The following is a 15,946-nucleotide window of genomic DNA, read 5'->3' as shown; positions in this document are numbered from 1 at the left end:
GTGTGGTGCGTTCCTAGACAGCTCCACCACATCGGAGGTCTTCGCCATGTTCAAGGCCCACGACTGTCAACAACGCTCGTGATCAATACAGCTAGGTCGTGTTCCCGCCTGTCCGGACCCCGGCATCCCAGCCGTCGAGAGATTTCCTGCCGAGACCTCTAGCCAAGACATGAAGAGATGGCTAACTTACGTTAGTAAGCAAGCGGGCGGGTTCTCCGACCAGGAGATAGTCGGACCGCCTCTTGCCCCGGCTGATCGCAGCCGGCCACCATGCGTCCGCCGGGGCGCCTGGTCCACGAGGAGGCCAGCGTTGATCCCCCATCTCACTCCCGAGCGCTCGAGCCCGACTGTGGCCGTGATCGGCAGCGGTCCGTCCGGCTGCTACGCGGCGCACTTCCTGAGCAAGGGGGTGCCCGAGGCGCGGATCTGCATCTTCGAGTCACTCCCTGTCCCTTATGGGCTGGTCCGCTATGGAGTGGCGGCTGACCATCAGGGCATCAAGGCCGTTGCGCAACAGTTCGACCGAATCTTCGAACGGGGTCATGCGACGTTTGTCGGCAACGTGAGGGTCGGTCACGACGTGAGCTTCGAGGCTGTGGCCCGGGCATTTGATGTCGTGGTCATCGCCACCGGCATGCCGGAGGACCGCCGGCTGCCCATCCCTCAGGACGACTCGGCTCGGGTCGTCGGGGCTGGTCAGTTGCTGCGCGCGCTTAACGGCTTCCCGGCCAGGCTCGGCCAGCACGGCGCTCCGCTCGGTGGGGCCATCGCTCCTCTTGGTCGGGACATCGTGGTGGTCGGTCATGGAAACGTCGCGATGGACACAGTGCGCCTGCTGACCAAGCGGCCGGAAGAACTCGTCGGCTCCGACATTGACGATCGCGCTCTTGAGCTGCTGCGGCCCGAGCCGCTCCGGTCGGTGCGCCTCATGGGTCGGTCGTCCGTCGGCGACGCGAAGTTCGACCTGGCGATGATCCGTGAGCTGTGTCAGGTCCAGGGTGCGAAAATCCGCACCGAAAACCTGCATGACTCCGATCGCGGAGCGGTGGCCGACCTGCTTCGAGAGTTCGGGCAGGAGAACGGCATTCCGGCTCCGTTGGCCCATGGCGGTACGTCGGCGGGGGATCGCTTCAGAACTGAAGTCACAATCCATTTCGAAGCGATTCCCGTTCGTATCCGTCACGCGGACCAAATGACCAGTCTCGACGTGCGGTGTCGTAGGTCCGGGGCGGTGAGATCGTTTTCCGCAGACACGGTTATCACGGCAATAGGCTTCTGCCAGGACTCGGATCAGCGTGCCGGCACACCGGACGCAACGTGGTCAGGAGCTCACGTTTACCGGGTCGGATGGGTCGAAAACGGGGCGCAGGGAAATCTCGCCGAGAACCGGAAGCATGCCCAGAGCGTCGCCAGGAAGATACTGGACGATTTCGCCCGCGGACGAATCGTACCCGGCCGTGAGCCGGGATTGCCGGCGCTCCTGCCGGATCTGAAAGCGGCCCCGACAAGCTTTTCCGCCTGGCGCGTGATTGACGAGTTCGAACGGAAGCAGACGGCGCCGGGCCGCTGTCGCCGCAAGATGACCGACCTCGTCGAAATGGTCGCTCTGGCCCAGGCCTCCATGGCCAACACCTGAAATCGGGAGAGCTCCCGGAAGAAGAACGGCACAACCGAAAGGTGAGGAGAAATCCACTGATGGACACCATCAAGGTTCTGTACGGCACAGAGTCTGGAAACGCCGAGCTGGTGGCGGACGACATCGCCGAGACCTTCAACGCTGCCGGTGCGAAGGCCGAAGTCATCGCCATGGCTCTTTATGACGCGACGGAGCTGTATGAGGCCGGCACCGTCGTTGTGATCACCTCGACGTACGGCGAGGGGGAGCTCCCCGACACCACGGCGCCCTTCCAGGAGGCGCTGCTCGCGGCGCGTCCCGATCTGTCAGGCCTCAGGTTCGCCGCGTTCGGGCTGGGCGACAGCACTTACGACACCTACAACAACGCCATCGCGGTCCTCTCCGCGGACTTGCGCGCGCTCGGCGCGCAGCAGGTCGGCGAGACCGGGCGGCACGACGCTGCCAGCGGCGAGTCGCTGACGGACGTCGCGGTCGCCTGGGCGGCTGGGGTGCTCGGCGCCCTCTGATGGCCGTCCTCACACCCGCCACCCCCGACGAGAAACGAGCAGGAGATGCAGCAGCAAACGCTGACCGCGCAACCGCCGGACGAAGAACTTCTCCCCTTCGATGACCCGGAGTTCGTTCGGGCACCCTGGCCGTGGTTCGACCGGTTGCTCGACGAGTTTCCTCTCCTGAAGCTGCGGGACGGAAGCTTCATCGTCAGCAAGCACGCCGACGTGATGCGCTATGCCAAGCACCCGTCCCTGGTCGCGGCTCCGCCGGAGGGGATGGGTGACAGTCCCTGGGCGGCCAACCTCAATTCGGTCCTGCTGACCGAAGGGGAGCGGCATCGGCGCATCCGCCGTACCTTCGCCGGCTCGCTGACCCCCAAGATGGTGCAGACCTGGGCGGGTACCGCGGCTGAGAGTGCGAGCGCAGCGCTAGACGGCATAGGCCCCGACGGCCTGCTCGAGGCGCACCGAGCGCTCGGAGTCCAGCCTGCTCAGGACGCGATGGGACACGCATTGGGGGTGCCGCGAGAGGACGGTTTCCCGTACATTCACGCGACGAACCTCACAATGATGTCGATGGGTTGGGATCCGTCGCAGCAGGAAGTGACCAGTGGTCACGAGGGCTTCGGCTACATGATGTTCCAGGCCGAGAGGCTCATCGAGCGAAAGCGGCAGGAGCCGGGCGACGGCATGCTCCTCGACCAGATGATCAACGCCGCCGACGAGGGCCGTCTCACCGAGCGTGAACTCAAGGAGTCAATCCAGATCCTGTGGGGCTCGGCCGCCCACAACCCCGGGCACGTCATGGCGAGCACCCTGATCGACCTCGCTGACCACCCCGAGGTGTTCCAGGCCTACCGGGTCGATCCGGCCAGCCGAGAGGCGATCATCAACGAGGCCATCCGCAGGTCGCTGCCCGAGGTCGCCCTCGACCGCTTCACCACGGAGCCCATCGAGATCCGAGGAGTTGAGATCCCCGCGGACACACGCGTCCGCTTCATCCTGGGCGCCGCACTGCGGGACCCGGACGTCTTCACCGACCCGGACACCTTCAACTACCTGCGGCCCAAGGAAGCCAGCATGGCGCTGGCCTTCGGTGTTGGCACCCACAACTGCGCCGGCCAGGCTTTCGGACGCGCCGTCGCGCGGGCGGTGCTGGACGTGGTCGCGGAGCGCTACGAGCGGATCGACGTTGTCGGCGATCCGGTATGGGTGCACTCAGACCGCCATCGCAACTGCGAGGGCCTGACCATTCGCCTGTCCTAATCCACGGGCCGGGCCGCCGTGGCGGCAGGACCCGCCTCGCTTCACGCCAGCCAAGAACCACCAGGAGAATCCGATGGGGTATCAGGTCTCCGCCGATACGGGCGGAACATTCATCGACGTGGTCATCCAGGATGCCGCGTCGCAGCAGGTGATCGGTAAGTCGCTGACCACGCACGACCGGGTTTTCCGGGGGCTGTCCAAGGCACTGGAGGCCGCCGCTGGCGAGATCGGCCTGACCGCTCAGCAGGTCCTGGCCGAGACTGATCTCTTCATCTACGGCACCACCCGCGCGACGAACGCCATCGTGACGCGGAACGTCGCGAAGACCGCGCTGCTCACGACGGCCGGCTTCGAGGACGTTCTAGTGCTGAAGGAGGGCGGCAAGCAGGACGGCTACGACTTCTCCGTCCCCTACCCGAAGCCCTACGTCCCGCGGAGGCACACCTTCGGGGTGCGAGAGCGGATCGACTCCGAGGGGGCTGTCGTCACCGAGCTGGATGAGGCACACCTCGCCGAGACCCTCGCGTCGGTGCGGGAGCAAGGATTCGAGGCGATCGCCGTCTCGTTCCTGTGGTCCGTTGTCAATCCCGTACACGAGCGGCGCGTCGCCGAACTCATCGCGGAACTCGTCCCCGGAATTCCTGTCACCCTCTCGCACCAAATTGCCCCGATCATCCGCGAGTACCGGCGCACCTCGGCCGCGGCGATCGACGCCTCTCTCAAGCCGCTGATGCAGCAGCACTTCCAGCAACTGGAGGAGGATCTTCGCGAATTCGGCTACCAGGGTGCCATTCTGGTCTCGACCAGCATGGGCGGTGTCATGAACATCGATGAGGTCATCGCGAGCCCGATCGAGACGGCGAAGAGCGGCCCGTCGATGGCGCCTCTGGCCGGTCTCAACTACTCCCTCGCCGAAGGCCTCGGCGGCGACATGATCGTCTGCGACACCGGTGGCACAACGTTCGACGTCGGACTTTCCCGCGACGCGGCTGTGGTCCACTCCCGGGACACCTGGATCGGTCCCGAGTGGGAAGGCGACCTCCTGGGCATATCGTCCGTCGACATCCGCTCGATCGGCGCCGGCGGCGGGTCGATCGCATGGGTCGACGAGGGCGGGCTCCTGCGCGTGGGCCCGCAGTCGGCGGGGTCCGAGCCGGGCCCGGCATGCTACGGAAGCGGCGGCACGGAGCCGACGCTATCCGACGCGGCCTGCGTCCTCGGCTACTTCGACCCCGAGTACTTCCTCGGCGGGCGGATGAAGCTCGACGTCGCTGCCGCCGAGGCCGCGATCGGCAAGCTGGCAGCCACCCTCGGCCTGTCGGTGCCGGAGACGGCGTGGGGCATCCTCTCCCTCGCCAGCGAGTCGATGGTGAAGGCGGTCCACGAGATCACCATCGCCCAGGGCCTCAACCCGCAGGACAGCACACTGGTCGCCGGCGGCGGCGCGGCGGGCATCAACATCATGCAGATCGCGGGGGAGCTCGGCACCCAGCGTGTAGTCCTGCCGAAGGTAGCCTCGGCCCTCTCGGCATCCGGCATGCACTTCGCCGACATCGTCAAGGAGGAGGCGGCGGCCTTCCTCACCTCCTCGGACGCCTTCGCGGCGGCGGCGGTCGACCAGGTACTGGAGGGCCTGGAGGCGAAGCTCGGTGCGTTCGCCGCACGGTTCGCCGACACCTACCCCGACCATTCCGTCGAGTTCGGCGTCGAAGCCCGCTACAAGAGCCAGATCTGGACCATCGACGTTCCCCTGCCCGTACGGCGCGTCGGTCCCGACGAGGACCGGGCCCGCCTGTTCGAGGCCTTCCACGACCTGCATGAGCGCATCCTCGCCGTGCGCGACCCCGGATCGGCCGTCGAGTTCCTCAACTGGAGCGCCCGCGTCACGGTCCGGCTGCCCCGAGCGACCCGCGACTACCCGGTGAGCACCCGGAGCGTCGGCCGGCCCAGCTCCACCCGCACCTGCTTCTTCGGCGAGGCGGGGACGGTCGACACGCCCGTCTACAAGCCGGCCGACCTGCTCCCCGGCATCTACGTGAACGGCCCCGCGATCGTGGAGGAGCCCACGACCACCCTGGTCGTCTACCCCGGCATGGCTGCCGAGGTCAGCGACACCGGCAACTACCTGCTCCACATCGATGGCGAGGTCTCACCATGAACGACAACGGATTCGACGCCGTCCGTACGGCCGTGATCGCGAACAAGGTCGACGGCATCGTCCGGGAGATGACCAACACGCTGCTGCGCTCGGCCCGCTCAGCGGTCATCAACAGCGCCCGTGACTTCTCCTGCGCGATCGTCACCGCCGACGACGAACTGCTCGCGGCCGCGGAAGGCCTGCCGGTGCACATCGTCGGCGCCCAACTGCAGGCCCAGGCTATGCGCGCCGCCCACCCCGAACTGCGCGAGGGCGACGCCTTCCTCGACAACAACCCGTACATCGGCAACTCGCACTCCGCCGACCACACGATCCTCGTCCCGGTCTTCGTCGAGGGCGAGCACCTGTTCACCGCCGTGGCCAAGGCCCACCAGGCCGATGTCGGCAACTCGATCCCGACGACTTACCACGCCGCGGCCAAGGACGTCTACGAAGAGGGCGCCCTGATCTTCCCGACGGTCAAGGTGCAGTCCGACTACAAGGACATCGACGACGTCATCCGCATGTGCCAGACCCGTATCCGGGTCCCCTCGCAGTGGTATGGCGACTACCTCGCGGAGATCGGCGCGGCCCGGATCGCGGAACGCCGACTGAAGGAACTCGTCGGCAAGTACGGCGTCGACCCGATCAAGCGGTTCATGCGCGACTGGCTGGACTACAGCGAGAAGATGATGGCCAAGGCCATCGAGGACCTGCCCGCTGCCACGCTCCACAACACCGGTCGGCACGACGCCTTCCAGCCGTATCTACCCGAGGGGCTGGAGATCGGCGTGAAGATCGAGATCAAGCCCGAGGAGGGCCTGATCCACGTCGACCTCACCGAGAACGCTCCCAACGTCGACTGCGGCCTGAACATGACCGAGGCCACCACCCGAGCCGCGGTCTTCGGAGGCATCTTCAACGCCATCCCCGCCAGAGTTCCGAAGAACTCCGGCGCGTTCCGGCGCGTGCTCATCGACATGAACGACGGCTCTGCGGTCGGAAAGCCCCGCTTCCCGCACAGCTGCTCGCTGGCCACCACCAACATCACGGACCGGCTGATCAACTGCGTGGGAGCCGCGTTCGCGCAGCTGGGAGAGCCCTACGGCATCGCAGAGGGAGCCGTGGGCGTGGGTGTCGGCTACGCGGTGCTCTCCGGCCAGGACCGCCGCACCGGTGAGCCGTTCGTCAACCAGTTGTGCGTGACCGCGAACGGCGGCCCCGGCAGCGCCTACGCGGATGGCTGGGTCACCTATGGCGTGCCGTGCGTTAGCGGGCTGATGTACCGCGACTCGGTGGAGATCGGCGAGATCAAGATGCCGATCCGCTACCAGCACCTGCGTCTGGTCGCTGACACCGCCGGTGCGGGCAAGTTCCGTGGAGGCCCGTCCTTCGAGCTGGCTTACACCCCCAAGGCCGACCCGATCACCGTCATCTACCCCTGCGACGGGCAGGTCAACCCCTCGGTGGGTGTCGCAGGCGGCGGCGACGGGCGTACGGCCGAGGCATGGCTGGAGGCGGCCGACGGAACCCGCACCCGTCTGCCCAACACAGCCACGATCGTGCTGCAGCCCGGCGAGACCATCCACGGCTTCGACGCATCCGGCGGGGGATACGGCTCACCGCTGAAGCGCGACCCGCACCTGGTGCTCGACGACGTCCTCGACGGCTGGGAGACCCTCGAACACGCGACGCGCATCTACGGCGTCGCGTTCACCACCACGGAAGACGGCCTTGTCGTCGACGTCGAGGCGACAGCAAGGCGACGCGCCGAGCTCGCCGTCTGCTGACGCCGCCGGCACACTGCTGCGCGCTTCCCGGGCGTGGGACAGCGGCCCGGGCATCCCTCGACCTCAATGCGATGAACATTCATTAGTTTCTAACTGGAGGAAGGTACATGAGCAAACCCACCGTAGTGGTGCTGGGCGCGGCCGGTGCACAGGCGTCCGGACTGCTCCGCGGCCTGGGCCGGTCAGCGGCCGAGCTGCGCCTGATCTGTTGCGACCGCGCATTCCCCGACGGCCTGGTCCTCGACGCCGGCACACAGGAGGTCCAGCGTGCGCAGTTCGATCTCCTGGCCGAGCCAGAGAAGCTGCACCAGGTACTCAGGGGCGCGGACTTGGTGGTGAACTGTACGGGCCCCTACTACACCTTGGGGCCGGTGATCCTGGACGCTGCGGTCGCCGCCAGCACCGACTATGTCGACATCTGTGACGACGCGGACGCCACGGAGTTGCTGCTGCAGCGGGACGACGCGGCCAAGGCAGCCGGCGTCACCGCGCTGATCGGCATGGGATCCGCGCCAGGGACCACCAACGTCCTGGTGCGGCTCGCACTCGACTCGCTGCCGGAGGGTGACGCGAGCGCCGCCATCACCTGGTGCGTCGACGCCACCGACATGGTCGGCGCCGTGGTTCCCCACTTCGCCCACTCCTTCAGCACCGCGATCCCCGGCGCGGGCGGGTCGCCGGCGTGGGAGGACTTCGAGCCGCAGCGGGTGGCCTTCCCTGAGCCGGTGGGGGAGCAGCTCGTAGTGACCTTGAGTCACCCGGAGGTGCTCACCCTGCCCCGGTTCACGCGGGTGACGAAGGCGACGAACAAGGGAGGACTCATCCCGGAGGACTTCACGCACCTGGGCTGGGTGATCTCGCGCCTGCCTTCCGGTGCCGAACGCACGAAGGCGATGCACACGATATTCGAGACCGCGCGCGCTGAGCACGCCGACCGCGAGCCCGTGGGCTCCGGCCTCATCGTCGACGTGCAGGTCGGCAGCGAAGGCATCGCGTTCCTTGCCGGCGGACGCACCAACCAGGAGGACGCAACCGGGACCCCCGCCGCAGCGGGCGCCTTGATCGCGCTGCAGGGGCACGTAGCCGGCCCGGGCGTCGTCTCACCGGAAGTGCTGAACCCGGCCGACTTCTTCTCGGCGCTGCGCGACGTATCGGCGGGCGGCGGTGGGATGACCGCCTACCGGACCAAGAACGGGGAGATCGTGGAACACGTCCGCATCCGCGACCTCCTTACGGCACAGGCCGCGACTAGCTGAGAAGCCACCGCGAGCGCGCCCTCAAGGCGCGCTGTGACATACGAAAGAAAAGGAACAGAACATGACGAATATCGACTGGGACCGTGTATCCAAGGGTGTCGCCCGCGAGCAGGAGAAGATGATCTGGCGCCCCTACGGCATCCCGACCGTCCTGGACCTCGAGCGGTCCGCCTTCCACGACGCCCCGATCTCCACGCCGTGGGACATCCCGGAGAAGCTCGTCGTCTCGGTGGCCATTACCGGCGCCTTCTTCCGGCACGACCAGAACCCCAATCAGCCGCTGACCCCGGGCGCGATCCTCGACGCGGCCCGCGAGGTCGCCCGGGCCGGCGCCAGCACGGTGCACATCCACGTCCGTGACGACGACGGCTACAACGTCCTGTCGCCCGACCGCTTCCGGCAGGTGATCAAGCCGCTCCGCGACGAGTTCCCGGAACTGGCCGTCGACGGCTGCCTGGTGCCGGCCCTCAACGGGGAGTGGGACCTGATGAAGGAGGTGCTCGAGTCCGGCGTGCTCGACGCCGCCCCGATCAACACCACCGCCACCTACATCGGTGACTCGCTGTTCGTGAAGCCAGCACCGCTCATGATCGAGAAGGTCCGGCTGATCAACGAGGCCGGGGCAAAGCCCGAGATCGCGGTGTACACCGACGCCGACGTCTCCAATGCCGACCGGTTCCTGTTCAAGAGCGGGCTCATCGAGAAGGGCGCGGCCTGGCTCGTCCTCCCCGCGCTCCCGGGCTGCAGCCCAATGGAGAACCCGCGCCAGATGATCGAGGGCCTTACGCGGACGGTGGCGGCGATCAAGGACGTCGACCCCGACGCCTTCATCATGGTGTGCGCGGCGGGACGGGCCTCGACCCACGTGGCGACACTGGCCGCTCTCATGGGTCTGCACATCCGTGTGGGCATGGAGGACACGTACCTGCTCTGGCCGCATCGCGACGATCGAGTGGAGAGCAACCTGCAGGCCCTCCAGATCGGTCAGATGATCTCCCAGGTGGTGGGGCGTCCGGTCGCGACGCAGGCGGAGTACCGCGCCATGCTCGGCCTCCCCGAGCGGAACGCCAAAGTCTGAGCCACCGCGGCAACGCGCCGCTCGAGGGCCGGGCGGAGTGAGCTGACTGATGGTTCCGTGGATGCGGGTGCAGCACCGCTGCGCCCGCATCCGCCCTGACCAGCGCAGCTGGCGCAATCGCTGGGCACGGGCAGCGCCAACCGGTGTTCACCTACCAGCTCCTGGCTACGGTCGTCCATCCCCGGCGGCGAACCGGGCCCCGGCGTAAGCCCGCAGAGGGGCAAGCCTCGGCAGCACTGAATTCTGGAAACACACATTTTCAACACGAGGAGAGACGATGACTGTCGAGAGCACCCTGAGCCTTCTGAAGGCGTACCACGAAGCCTGGGAGCGTGGTGACCAGGAAGCTGGCATAGCCTTTTTCGCGGACGACCTCGTAGTTCACATGGGCGGCAACGGCCCTCTGGCGGGCGTCTACACCGGCCGCGACTCGTTCGTACGTGACTGGGTGGGCCGAGTCGCCGACTACACGGACGTGTGGGAGGTGAACGGAAACGACACCCTCCTCGTGGGGGACGACGGTGTGCTGCTATTGGTCCGCGAGACCTGGGCCCGTGGAGAGAAGTCGGTCACGACGGAGCGCCTGGGCTACTACAAGGTCGCCGGAGGCAAGATCGTCGAGTGCTACTTCTCCGACATGAATCAGCCGGAGGTGGACGCCTTCTTCGGCGACTTGTCCTGAACAGAGCACCACATTGCTCTGGGAGGCCCCCGGCGCGGGCAGCCGAGTCCGTGACTACAGGTCACGAGGAAGTAGTGCGCGATCGTCCGGGGTGACGCCCGGACACTGCATGCGATGACGGTGACGGTGACGGCGGTTGGCCAGGGCGGCGCCTGCGGCCAAAGGAGGGGTGCATGCGCTCGGAGGCGCAGTCGCGAGGTCCCGCTCCTTCCTGTCTTCGGACGCGCTGCGGACGAACAGCGGCGTAGCGACCGCCGAGGAAACACCTCACCGCCATGCCCATCGGCGAGGGCGACTCTGACGGGTAGGTTCCTGCTGCCTGCGTCCACAGGGCCGAGCCAGCCCGATGGGCATCCGTTGATCGTGGATAGCCCGTCAAACCCTCCTGTGAGGAGAGAACACGAGACATGTCTGTACATGAACCCGCACACCACCCGCCCCAGCGCATCGGCGTCGTGGCCGAGTCCGTCTCCGGGGAGACGCGTGTCGCGGCGACCCCGGCGACCGTGCGTCAGCTGCTGGGCCTCGGTTACGAGGTCGTGGTGGAGTCCGAGGCCGGCGCGGCCTCTGGCTTCAGCGACCAGGCCTACCTCGATGCCGGCGCGGAGATCGGCGAGGCATGGGACACGGATGTTGTTTTGAAAGTGAACTCCCCCTCCCACGCGGAGATCACCCGGCTGGGGAAAGACGCGACCGTGGCCGCCCTGCTGGCCCCGGCACAAAGGCCCGAGCTGCTTCAGACGCTCGCCGATGCCGGGGTGACTGCTGTGGCGCTGGACGCGGTGCCGCGCATCTCGCGCGCGCAGTCGATGGATGTGCTGTCGTCGATGGCGAACATCGCCGGGTACCGGGCGGTCATCGAGGCGGCTCACGTCTTCGGGCGGTTCTTCACCGGCCAAGTCACCGCGGCGGGCAAGGTACTGCCGGCCAAGGTGCTGGTGGCCGGCGCCGGTGTGGCTGGTCTGGCGGCGATCGGCGCCGCCTCCAGCCTCGGCGCGATCGTGCGTGCCACCGACCCGCGGCCCGAGGCCGCGGACCAGGTGAAGTCGCTGGGCGGCGAGTACCTCCCAGTGCACGTCGCCCAGGAGAAGAGCACCGACGGCTACGCCAAGGCGACCTCCGCTGACTACGACCGTGCCGCCGCCGAGCTCTACCACGAGCAGGCTGGGGACGTGGACATCGTGATCACCACCGCACTCATCCCGGGCCGGCCGGCGCCGCGTCTGCTGACGGCCGTGGACGTGGCCGTCATGAAGCCGGGCAGCGTCATCGTCGACATGGCGGCCGTCCAGGGCGGCAACGTCGAGGGCACCGTGCCGGGGCGCGCGGTGGTCACGGACAACGGCGTCACCATCATCGGCTACACCGACCTCGCCTCCAGGCTGCCCGCCCAGGCCTCGCAGCTGTTCGGCACGAACCTGGTCAATTTGCTCAAGCTGCTCACGCCCGGCAAGAAGGGGCAGCTGGCGATCGACTTCGACGACATCGTGCAGCGGGCCGTGACCGTGGTGCTGGACGGCCACGTCACGTGGCCGCCGCCGCCCGTCGCAGTCTCGGCCGCGCCCGCCGCGCCCGCCGCGCAGCCCGCGGCAGCGCCCGCTGAGCCCAAGCAACCGAAGCTGACGCCTGCGCGGCGCTTCGGCCTGATCGGGCTCGTCATGCTCGCGATGTTCCTGCTGGTGGCCGCCGCCCCCGCCCAACTCGCCGGAAAATTCACCGTGTTCGCTCTGGCGGTGGTGATCGGCTACTACGTCATCGGCAAGGTGCACCACGCGCTGCACACGCCGCTGATGTCGGTCACCAACGCGATCTCCGGAATTGTCGTGCTCGGCGCCCTGCTGCAGATCGGGCACGAGGGCCGGATCGTCACCACGTTGTCCTTCGCGGCGATCCTGCTGACGAGCGTCAACATCTTCGGCGGTTTCGCCGTCACCCGCCGCATGCTCTCGATGTTCTCGAAGGGCTGAACCGAGATGACCTCCCTGACAGCCTCCCACGCGGCCGACCTGGTCGCCGCCCTGTTGTTCATCCTCAGCCTGGCCGGCCTGTCTCAGCACCGCACCTCCCGCGCCGGCGTTGTCTACGGCATTGCCGGGATGGCCCTCGCCCTGGTCACCACGGTCGTGGTGGCGGCGCAGAGCATCACCGCCCGAGCGGCGACCCTCATGGTGCTGGCCATGGCGCTCGGCGCGGCGATCGGCCTGTGGCGGGCCCGCCGCGTCGAGATGACGCAGATGCCCGAACTGATCGCGGTGCTGCACAGCTTCGTCGGCCTCGCCGCGGTGCTGGTCGGCTGGAACAGCTACCTGGAGGTGGAGTCGCACGGCTCGGCGCGGACCCGGATCGGCGCCGACCTGCTGGGCATCCATCACGCCGAGGTGTTCATCGGCATCTTCATCGGCGCCATCACCTTCACGGGCTCGATCGTTGCGTTCCTGAAGCTCTCCGCGCGCATCAAGTCCCGTCCGCTGTTGCTGCCGGGCAAAAACGCGCTGAACCTCGGTGCGCTCGGCGCATTCGCCGCGCTGACCCTCTGGTTCACGATCAGCCCGAACCTGCCGCTGATGATTACGGTGACCGTGGTGGCGCTGGCCCTCGGCTGGCACCTGGTCGCCTCGATCGGGGGTGGCGACATGCCCGTCGTCGTCTCCATGCTGAACAGCTACTCGGGCTGGGCGGCGGCCGCGGCGGGCTTCCTGCTCGACAACAACCTGCTCATCGTCACGGGCGCACTGGTCGGTTCCTCCGGTGCCTACCTGTCGTACATCATGTGCAAGGCGATGAACCGCTCGTTCCTGTCCGTCATCGCGGGCGGTTTCGGCATCGAGGCGCCGTCCGGCCGCGAGGAGGAGCAGGGCGAGCACCGCGAGGTGCGCGCCGCGGAGGCGGCCGAGATGCTCGCCCATGCCCGGTCGGTGATCATCACCCCCGGTTACGGTATGGCTGTCGCCCAGGCCCAGCACCCGGTCGCGGAGCTGACGCGACAACTGCGCGAGCGAGGCGTCGAGGTCTGCTTCGGCGTCCACCCCGTCGCCGGGCGCCTGCCCGGGCATATGAACGTGCTGCTGGCCGAGGCGAAGGTGCCCTACGACATCGTCCTGGAAATGGACGAAATCAACGACGACTTCGCCGACACCTCAGTCGTGCTGGTCATCGGTGCGAACGACACCGTCAACCCGGCGTCGGCGGAGGACCCGGGCAGCCCGATCGCCGGCATGCCGGTGCTGCGGGTCTGGGATGCGGAGCAGGTCATCGTCTTCAAGCGCTCCATGGCCTCCGGCTACGCGGGCGTGCAGAACCCGCTCTTCTTCCGTGAGAACAGCAGCATGCTCTTCGGCGACGCCAAACAGAGCGTCGAGGACATCTTGCACGCACTCAGCACGCACGACCGCCACAAGGCGACCCCGCCCACGCGTCATACGACGACAGCCGGCCGGTGATCTGGTTCTGAGTTGGTTCACCGTCGCATCGACAGCGGCAGGACCGACTCGGTGGTTCGGCTGCGGGGGCATGGCCGGTTGAGGAGGCCCCGCCGTGTGGACACACCTGACAATGGATCTTGCTGGTCCAGGAAGGTGTAGATCTGCATGGCAAGGCCCTCGAAGACAACGCGGAGTTCCGGTCCGACGCGGTGGCGTTGTGGCGAGCCGCGGCCCGCCGGCGGACGTTCAAGGATGTCGCGGCCGATCAGAACGTCAACCCCGAGACGTGGCCAGCAGCCGGGCCCGGCCGACAGCGTCGAGGGCCCGTCCACCACGTTCTCGCCCGCAGCAGCCAGCTGTTGGGCAAGGGTTCGGCCCAGGCCGCGGGTGCCTTCGACGGCGAAGCGGCGGTCGGGCCACTGCTCGCACCAGCGCATGAGCTGGCGGAACGTGCCCGCGTTGACAACGAACCGGCGCTGGCCCACCTCGTGGTCTGCCCGGTGGACGCCAAGGACGTGCTGCGCAAGGCGCTGTCCGTAGGTGCCGACAAGGCCATCCGCGTCGAGGACAATGAGCTGCAAGGCATTAACTCCAGCACCTGCCGCTGCCGCGGCGGACTGGGATCTCCGTCATTCGGTAAGGGCTTCCTCCCGCCGTGACCTGGCGTGTACGTTGTCCAAGCCGGGTGGGAGCTGACGCCCGGCGTATGGGCTGCCGCCTCCCGCCATCACGGAGAAGCATTTTCATGGACCAGGCCGTGCGCAGGCGTCGTCGGGCGCTGTTTCTGCTCTTCCTGCTCGCCGGTATCGCTATGTCCTCGTGGGTGACGCGCACCCCCGCCATCCGGGATGCGCTGGCCGTTTCCACGGCTCAGATGGGCCTGGTCCTGTTCGGGCTGTCGCTCGGCTCGATGCTGGGAATCCTCGCCTCCGGTCGGCTGGTTTCCCGAACCGGGACGCTACCCGTGATCTTCTGGGCCACGGCGCTGCTCATCCTCGGGATGGCCACGATCTGTGCGGGCAGTCTCATGGTGTCCTTACCGATGGTGACTACCGGACTGTGCGCCTTCGGCGTCGGTATGGGTGCCAGCGACGTGGCCACGAACATCGATGCCACGGACATCGAGCGGACATCCGGCGTGGCGACCATGCCCGCTCTGCACGGATGCTTTAGCCTGGGCACGGTCCTCGGAGCCGGGGCGGGCATGGGCGCAACGGCGGCTGGCGTACCGGTCCACTGGCACCTTGCGGCGGTCACTGCTCTTGCTGTCGCAATCTCCTTCTTCGCGTTGCGCGCCGTTCCGGCGGGTACCGGCCGCGCCACCGTCGACGAGTCGACGAAGGGGCATGGCGCCGGCCCCCGCCCGGCGGTGTGGAGGGACGGGAACCTCGTCCTCATCGGTGGAATCGTGCTGGCCATGGCGCTGGCCGAGGGGTCGGCAAACGACTGGCTGCCGCTTCTCATGGTCGATGGGCACGGCATGGATGCCACCCTGGGCTCACTCGTTTACGCAGGGTTCGCCGCCGCGATGACCCTGGGACGGTTCGCCGCTTCTTTCTTCCTGCGTCGCTTCGGCCGTGCGGCGGTCATGCGCGTCAGCGCCATCGCCGGCGCAGTCGGTCTGCTCTTCGTGATCGCCTCGGACAACGAGGTCGTGGCCGGTGTCTCCGTGCTGCTGTGGGGGCTGGGTGCATCGCTCGGTTTTCCCCTCGCGCTCTCCGCCGCGGGAGAGTCGGGCTCCGACGAGACGGCCCGGGTCAGTCTCGTCGCGACCATCGGCTACGTCGCGTTCCTCATCGGGCCACCAGGGCTGGGCTTCCTGGGTGAGCACATCGGCCTGCGCGCCGCGATGCTGGTGGTCCTCGCGTTTGTCGCCTTCGCAGCCTTCATCGCCCCGGCGGTCGAGCCCCGGCGGCCTCCCGTGGGGCCGGCGCCCCGGCGTGATGGTGCGGCCGAGCACATCCGTCATCGGTGACCCTGTCCCCCCGGGGTGGGAACGGCCGGCACCAAGCGGAGTGTTCAGCAGACCGCAGTCACACTGCCTCGTTCACCTGCCGAGGCTCCGCCGTTGCAGCCGGGACGGGCGGGGCAGTCCCTGCCTGCGTCGACACGTGTCGTCCAGCGGGTCGCCGCGGCAGGATCCGAGAACGACGTGCGGAGGCAGGCAGAGCCGGAACGCGTTCCGACA

The 15,946-nt window shown here is 67.7% G+C and carries 12 protein-coding genes; all 12 read left to right on the top strand.

Going from position 1 to position 15,946, the window contains the following annotated elements; genetic code table 11:
* The first annotated feature begins 310 nt into the window (after window positions 1–310).
* The 12 genes from AB0436_RS29425 to AB0436_RS29370 all read left to right on the top strand — a co-directional run bounded on the left by AB0436_RS29425 (window position 311) and on the right by AB0436_RS29370 (window position 15,733).
* Window positions 311–1,636, top strand: a complete 1,326-nt coding sequence (locus AB0436_RS29425) for an FAD-dependent oxidoreductase (protein ID WP_366470984.1) — start codon at window positions 311–313, stop codon at window positions 1,634–1,636.
* Window positions 1,637–1,695: 59 nt separating this feature from the next.
* Complete coding sequence (locus tag AB0436_RS29420) at window positions 1,696–2,142, top strand: flavodoxin domain-containing protein (protein ID WP_366470983.1); 447 nt, start codon at window positions 1,696–1,698, stop codon at window positions 2,140–2,142.
* A gap of 45 nt (window positions 2,143–2,187) precedes the next feature.
* On the top strand, window positions 2,188–3,393 hold the full coding sequence (locus tag AB0436_RS29415; protein WP_366470982.1) for a cytochrome P450: 1,206 nt from the start codon (window positions 2,188–2,190) through the stop codon (window positions 3,391–3,393).
* A 73-nt stretch (window positions 3,394–3,466) separates the two neighbouring features.
* A complete protein-coding gene (locus AB0436_RS29410; RefSeq protein WP_366470981.1) occupies window positions 3,467–5,551 on the top strand; it encodes a hydantoinase/oxoprolinase family protein in 2,085 nt (694 codons plus the stop codon).
* Window positions 5,548–7,320, top strand: a complete 1,773-nt coding sequence (locus tag AB0436_RS29405; protein WP_366470980.1) for a hydantoinase B/oxoprolinase family protein — start codon at window positions 5,548–5,550, stop codon at window positions 7,318–7,320. The genes AB0436_RS29410 and AB0436_RS29405 overlap by 4 nt, the downstream gene beginning before the upstream one ends.
* Window positions 7,321–7,427: 107 nt before the next feature.
* Window positions 7,428–8,576 (top strand): saccharopine dehydrogenase NADP-binding domain-containing protein, encoded by a 1,149-nt coding sequence (locus AB0436_RS29400; RefSeq protein WP_366470979.1) that lies wholly within the window; start codon window positions 7,428–7,430, stop codon window positions 8,574–8,576.
* Window positions 8,577–8,637: 61 nt separating this feature from the next.
* Window positions 8,638–9,654, top strand: a complete 1,017-nt coding sequence (locus tag AB0436_RS29395) for a 3-keto-5-aminohexanoate cleavage protein (RefSeq protein WP_366470978.1) — start codon at window positions 8,638–8,640, stop codon at window positions 9,652–9,654.
* Window positions 9,655–9,931: 277 nt separating this feature from the next.
* Window positions 9,932–10,336, top strand: coding sequence for a nuclear transport factor 2 family protein (locus AB0436_RS29390; RefSeq protein ID WP_366470977.1), 405 nt, complete (start codon window positions 9,932–9,934; stop codon window positions 10,334–10,336).
* 407 nt (window positions 10,337–10,743) lie between these two features.
* A complete protein-coding gene (locus tag AB0436_RS29385; RefSeq protein ID WP_366470976.1) occupies window positions 10,744–12,303 on the top strand; it encodes a Re/Si-specific NAD(P)(+) transhydrogenase subunit alpha in 1,560 nt (519 codons plus the stop codon).
* A gap of 6 nt (window positions 12,304–12,309) precedes the next feature.
* A complete protein-coding gene (gene pntB / locus AB0436_RS29380) occupies window positions 12,310–13,776 on the top strand; it encodes a Re/Si-specific NAD(P)(+) transhydrogenase subunit beta (protein ID WP_366470975.1) in 1,467 nt (488 codons plus the stop codon).
* A gap of 119 nt (window positions 13,777–13,895) precedes the next feature.
* Entirely contained in the window at window positions 13,896–14,417 is a 522-nt protein-coding gene (locus AB0436_RS29375; protein ID WP_366470990.1) for a hypothetical protein, read from the top strand.
* Window positions 14,418–14,503: 86 nt separating this feature from the next.
* The gene (locus tag AB0436_RS29370) at window positions 14,504–15,733 is read left to right on the top strand and encodes an MFS transporter (RefSeq protein WP_366470974.1); all 1,230 of its coding nucleotides are present in this window, start codon (window positions 14,504–14,506) and stop codon (window positions 15,731–15,733) included.
* Window positions 15,734–15,946: the final 213 nt, after the last annotated feature.

It is taken from the genome of Streptomyces sp. NPDC051322 (assembly GCF_040689485.1).
In the GTDB taxonomy this organism is placed as follows: Bacteria; Actinomycetota; Actinomycetes; order Streptomycetales; family Streptomycetaceae; genus Streptomyces.
This window is presented reverse-complemented; position numbering and strand designations above follow the sequence as displayed.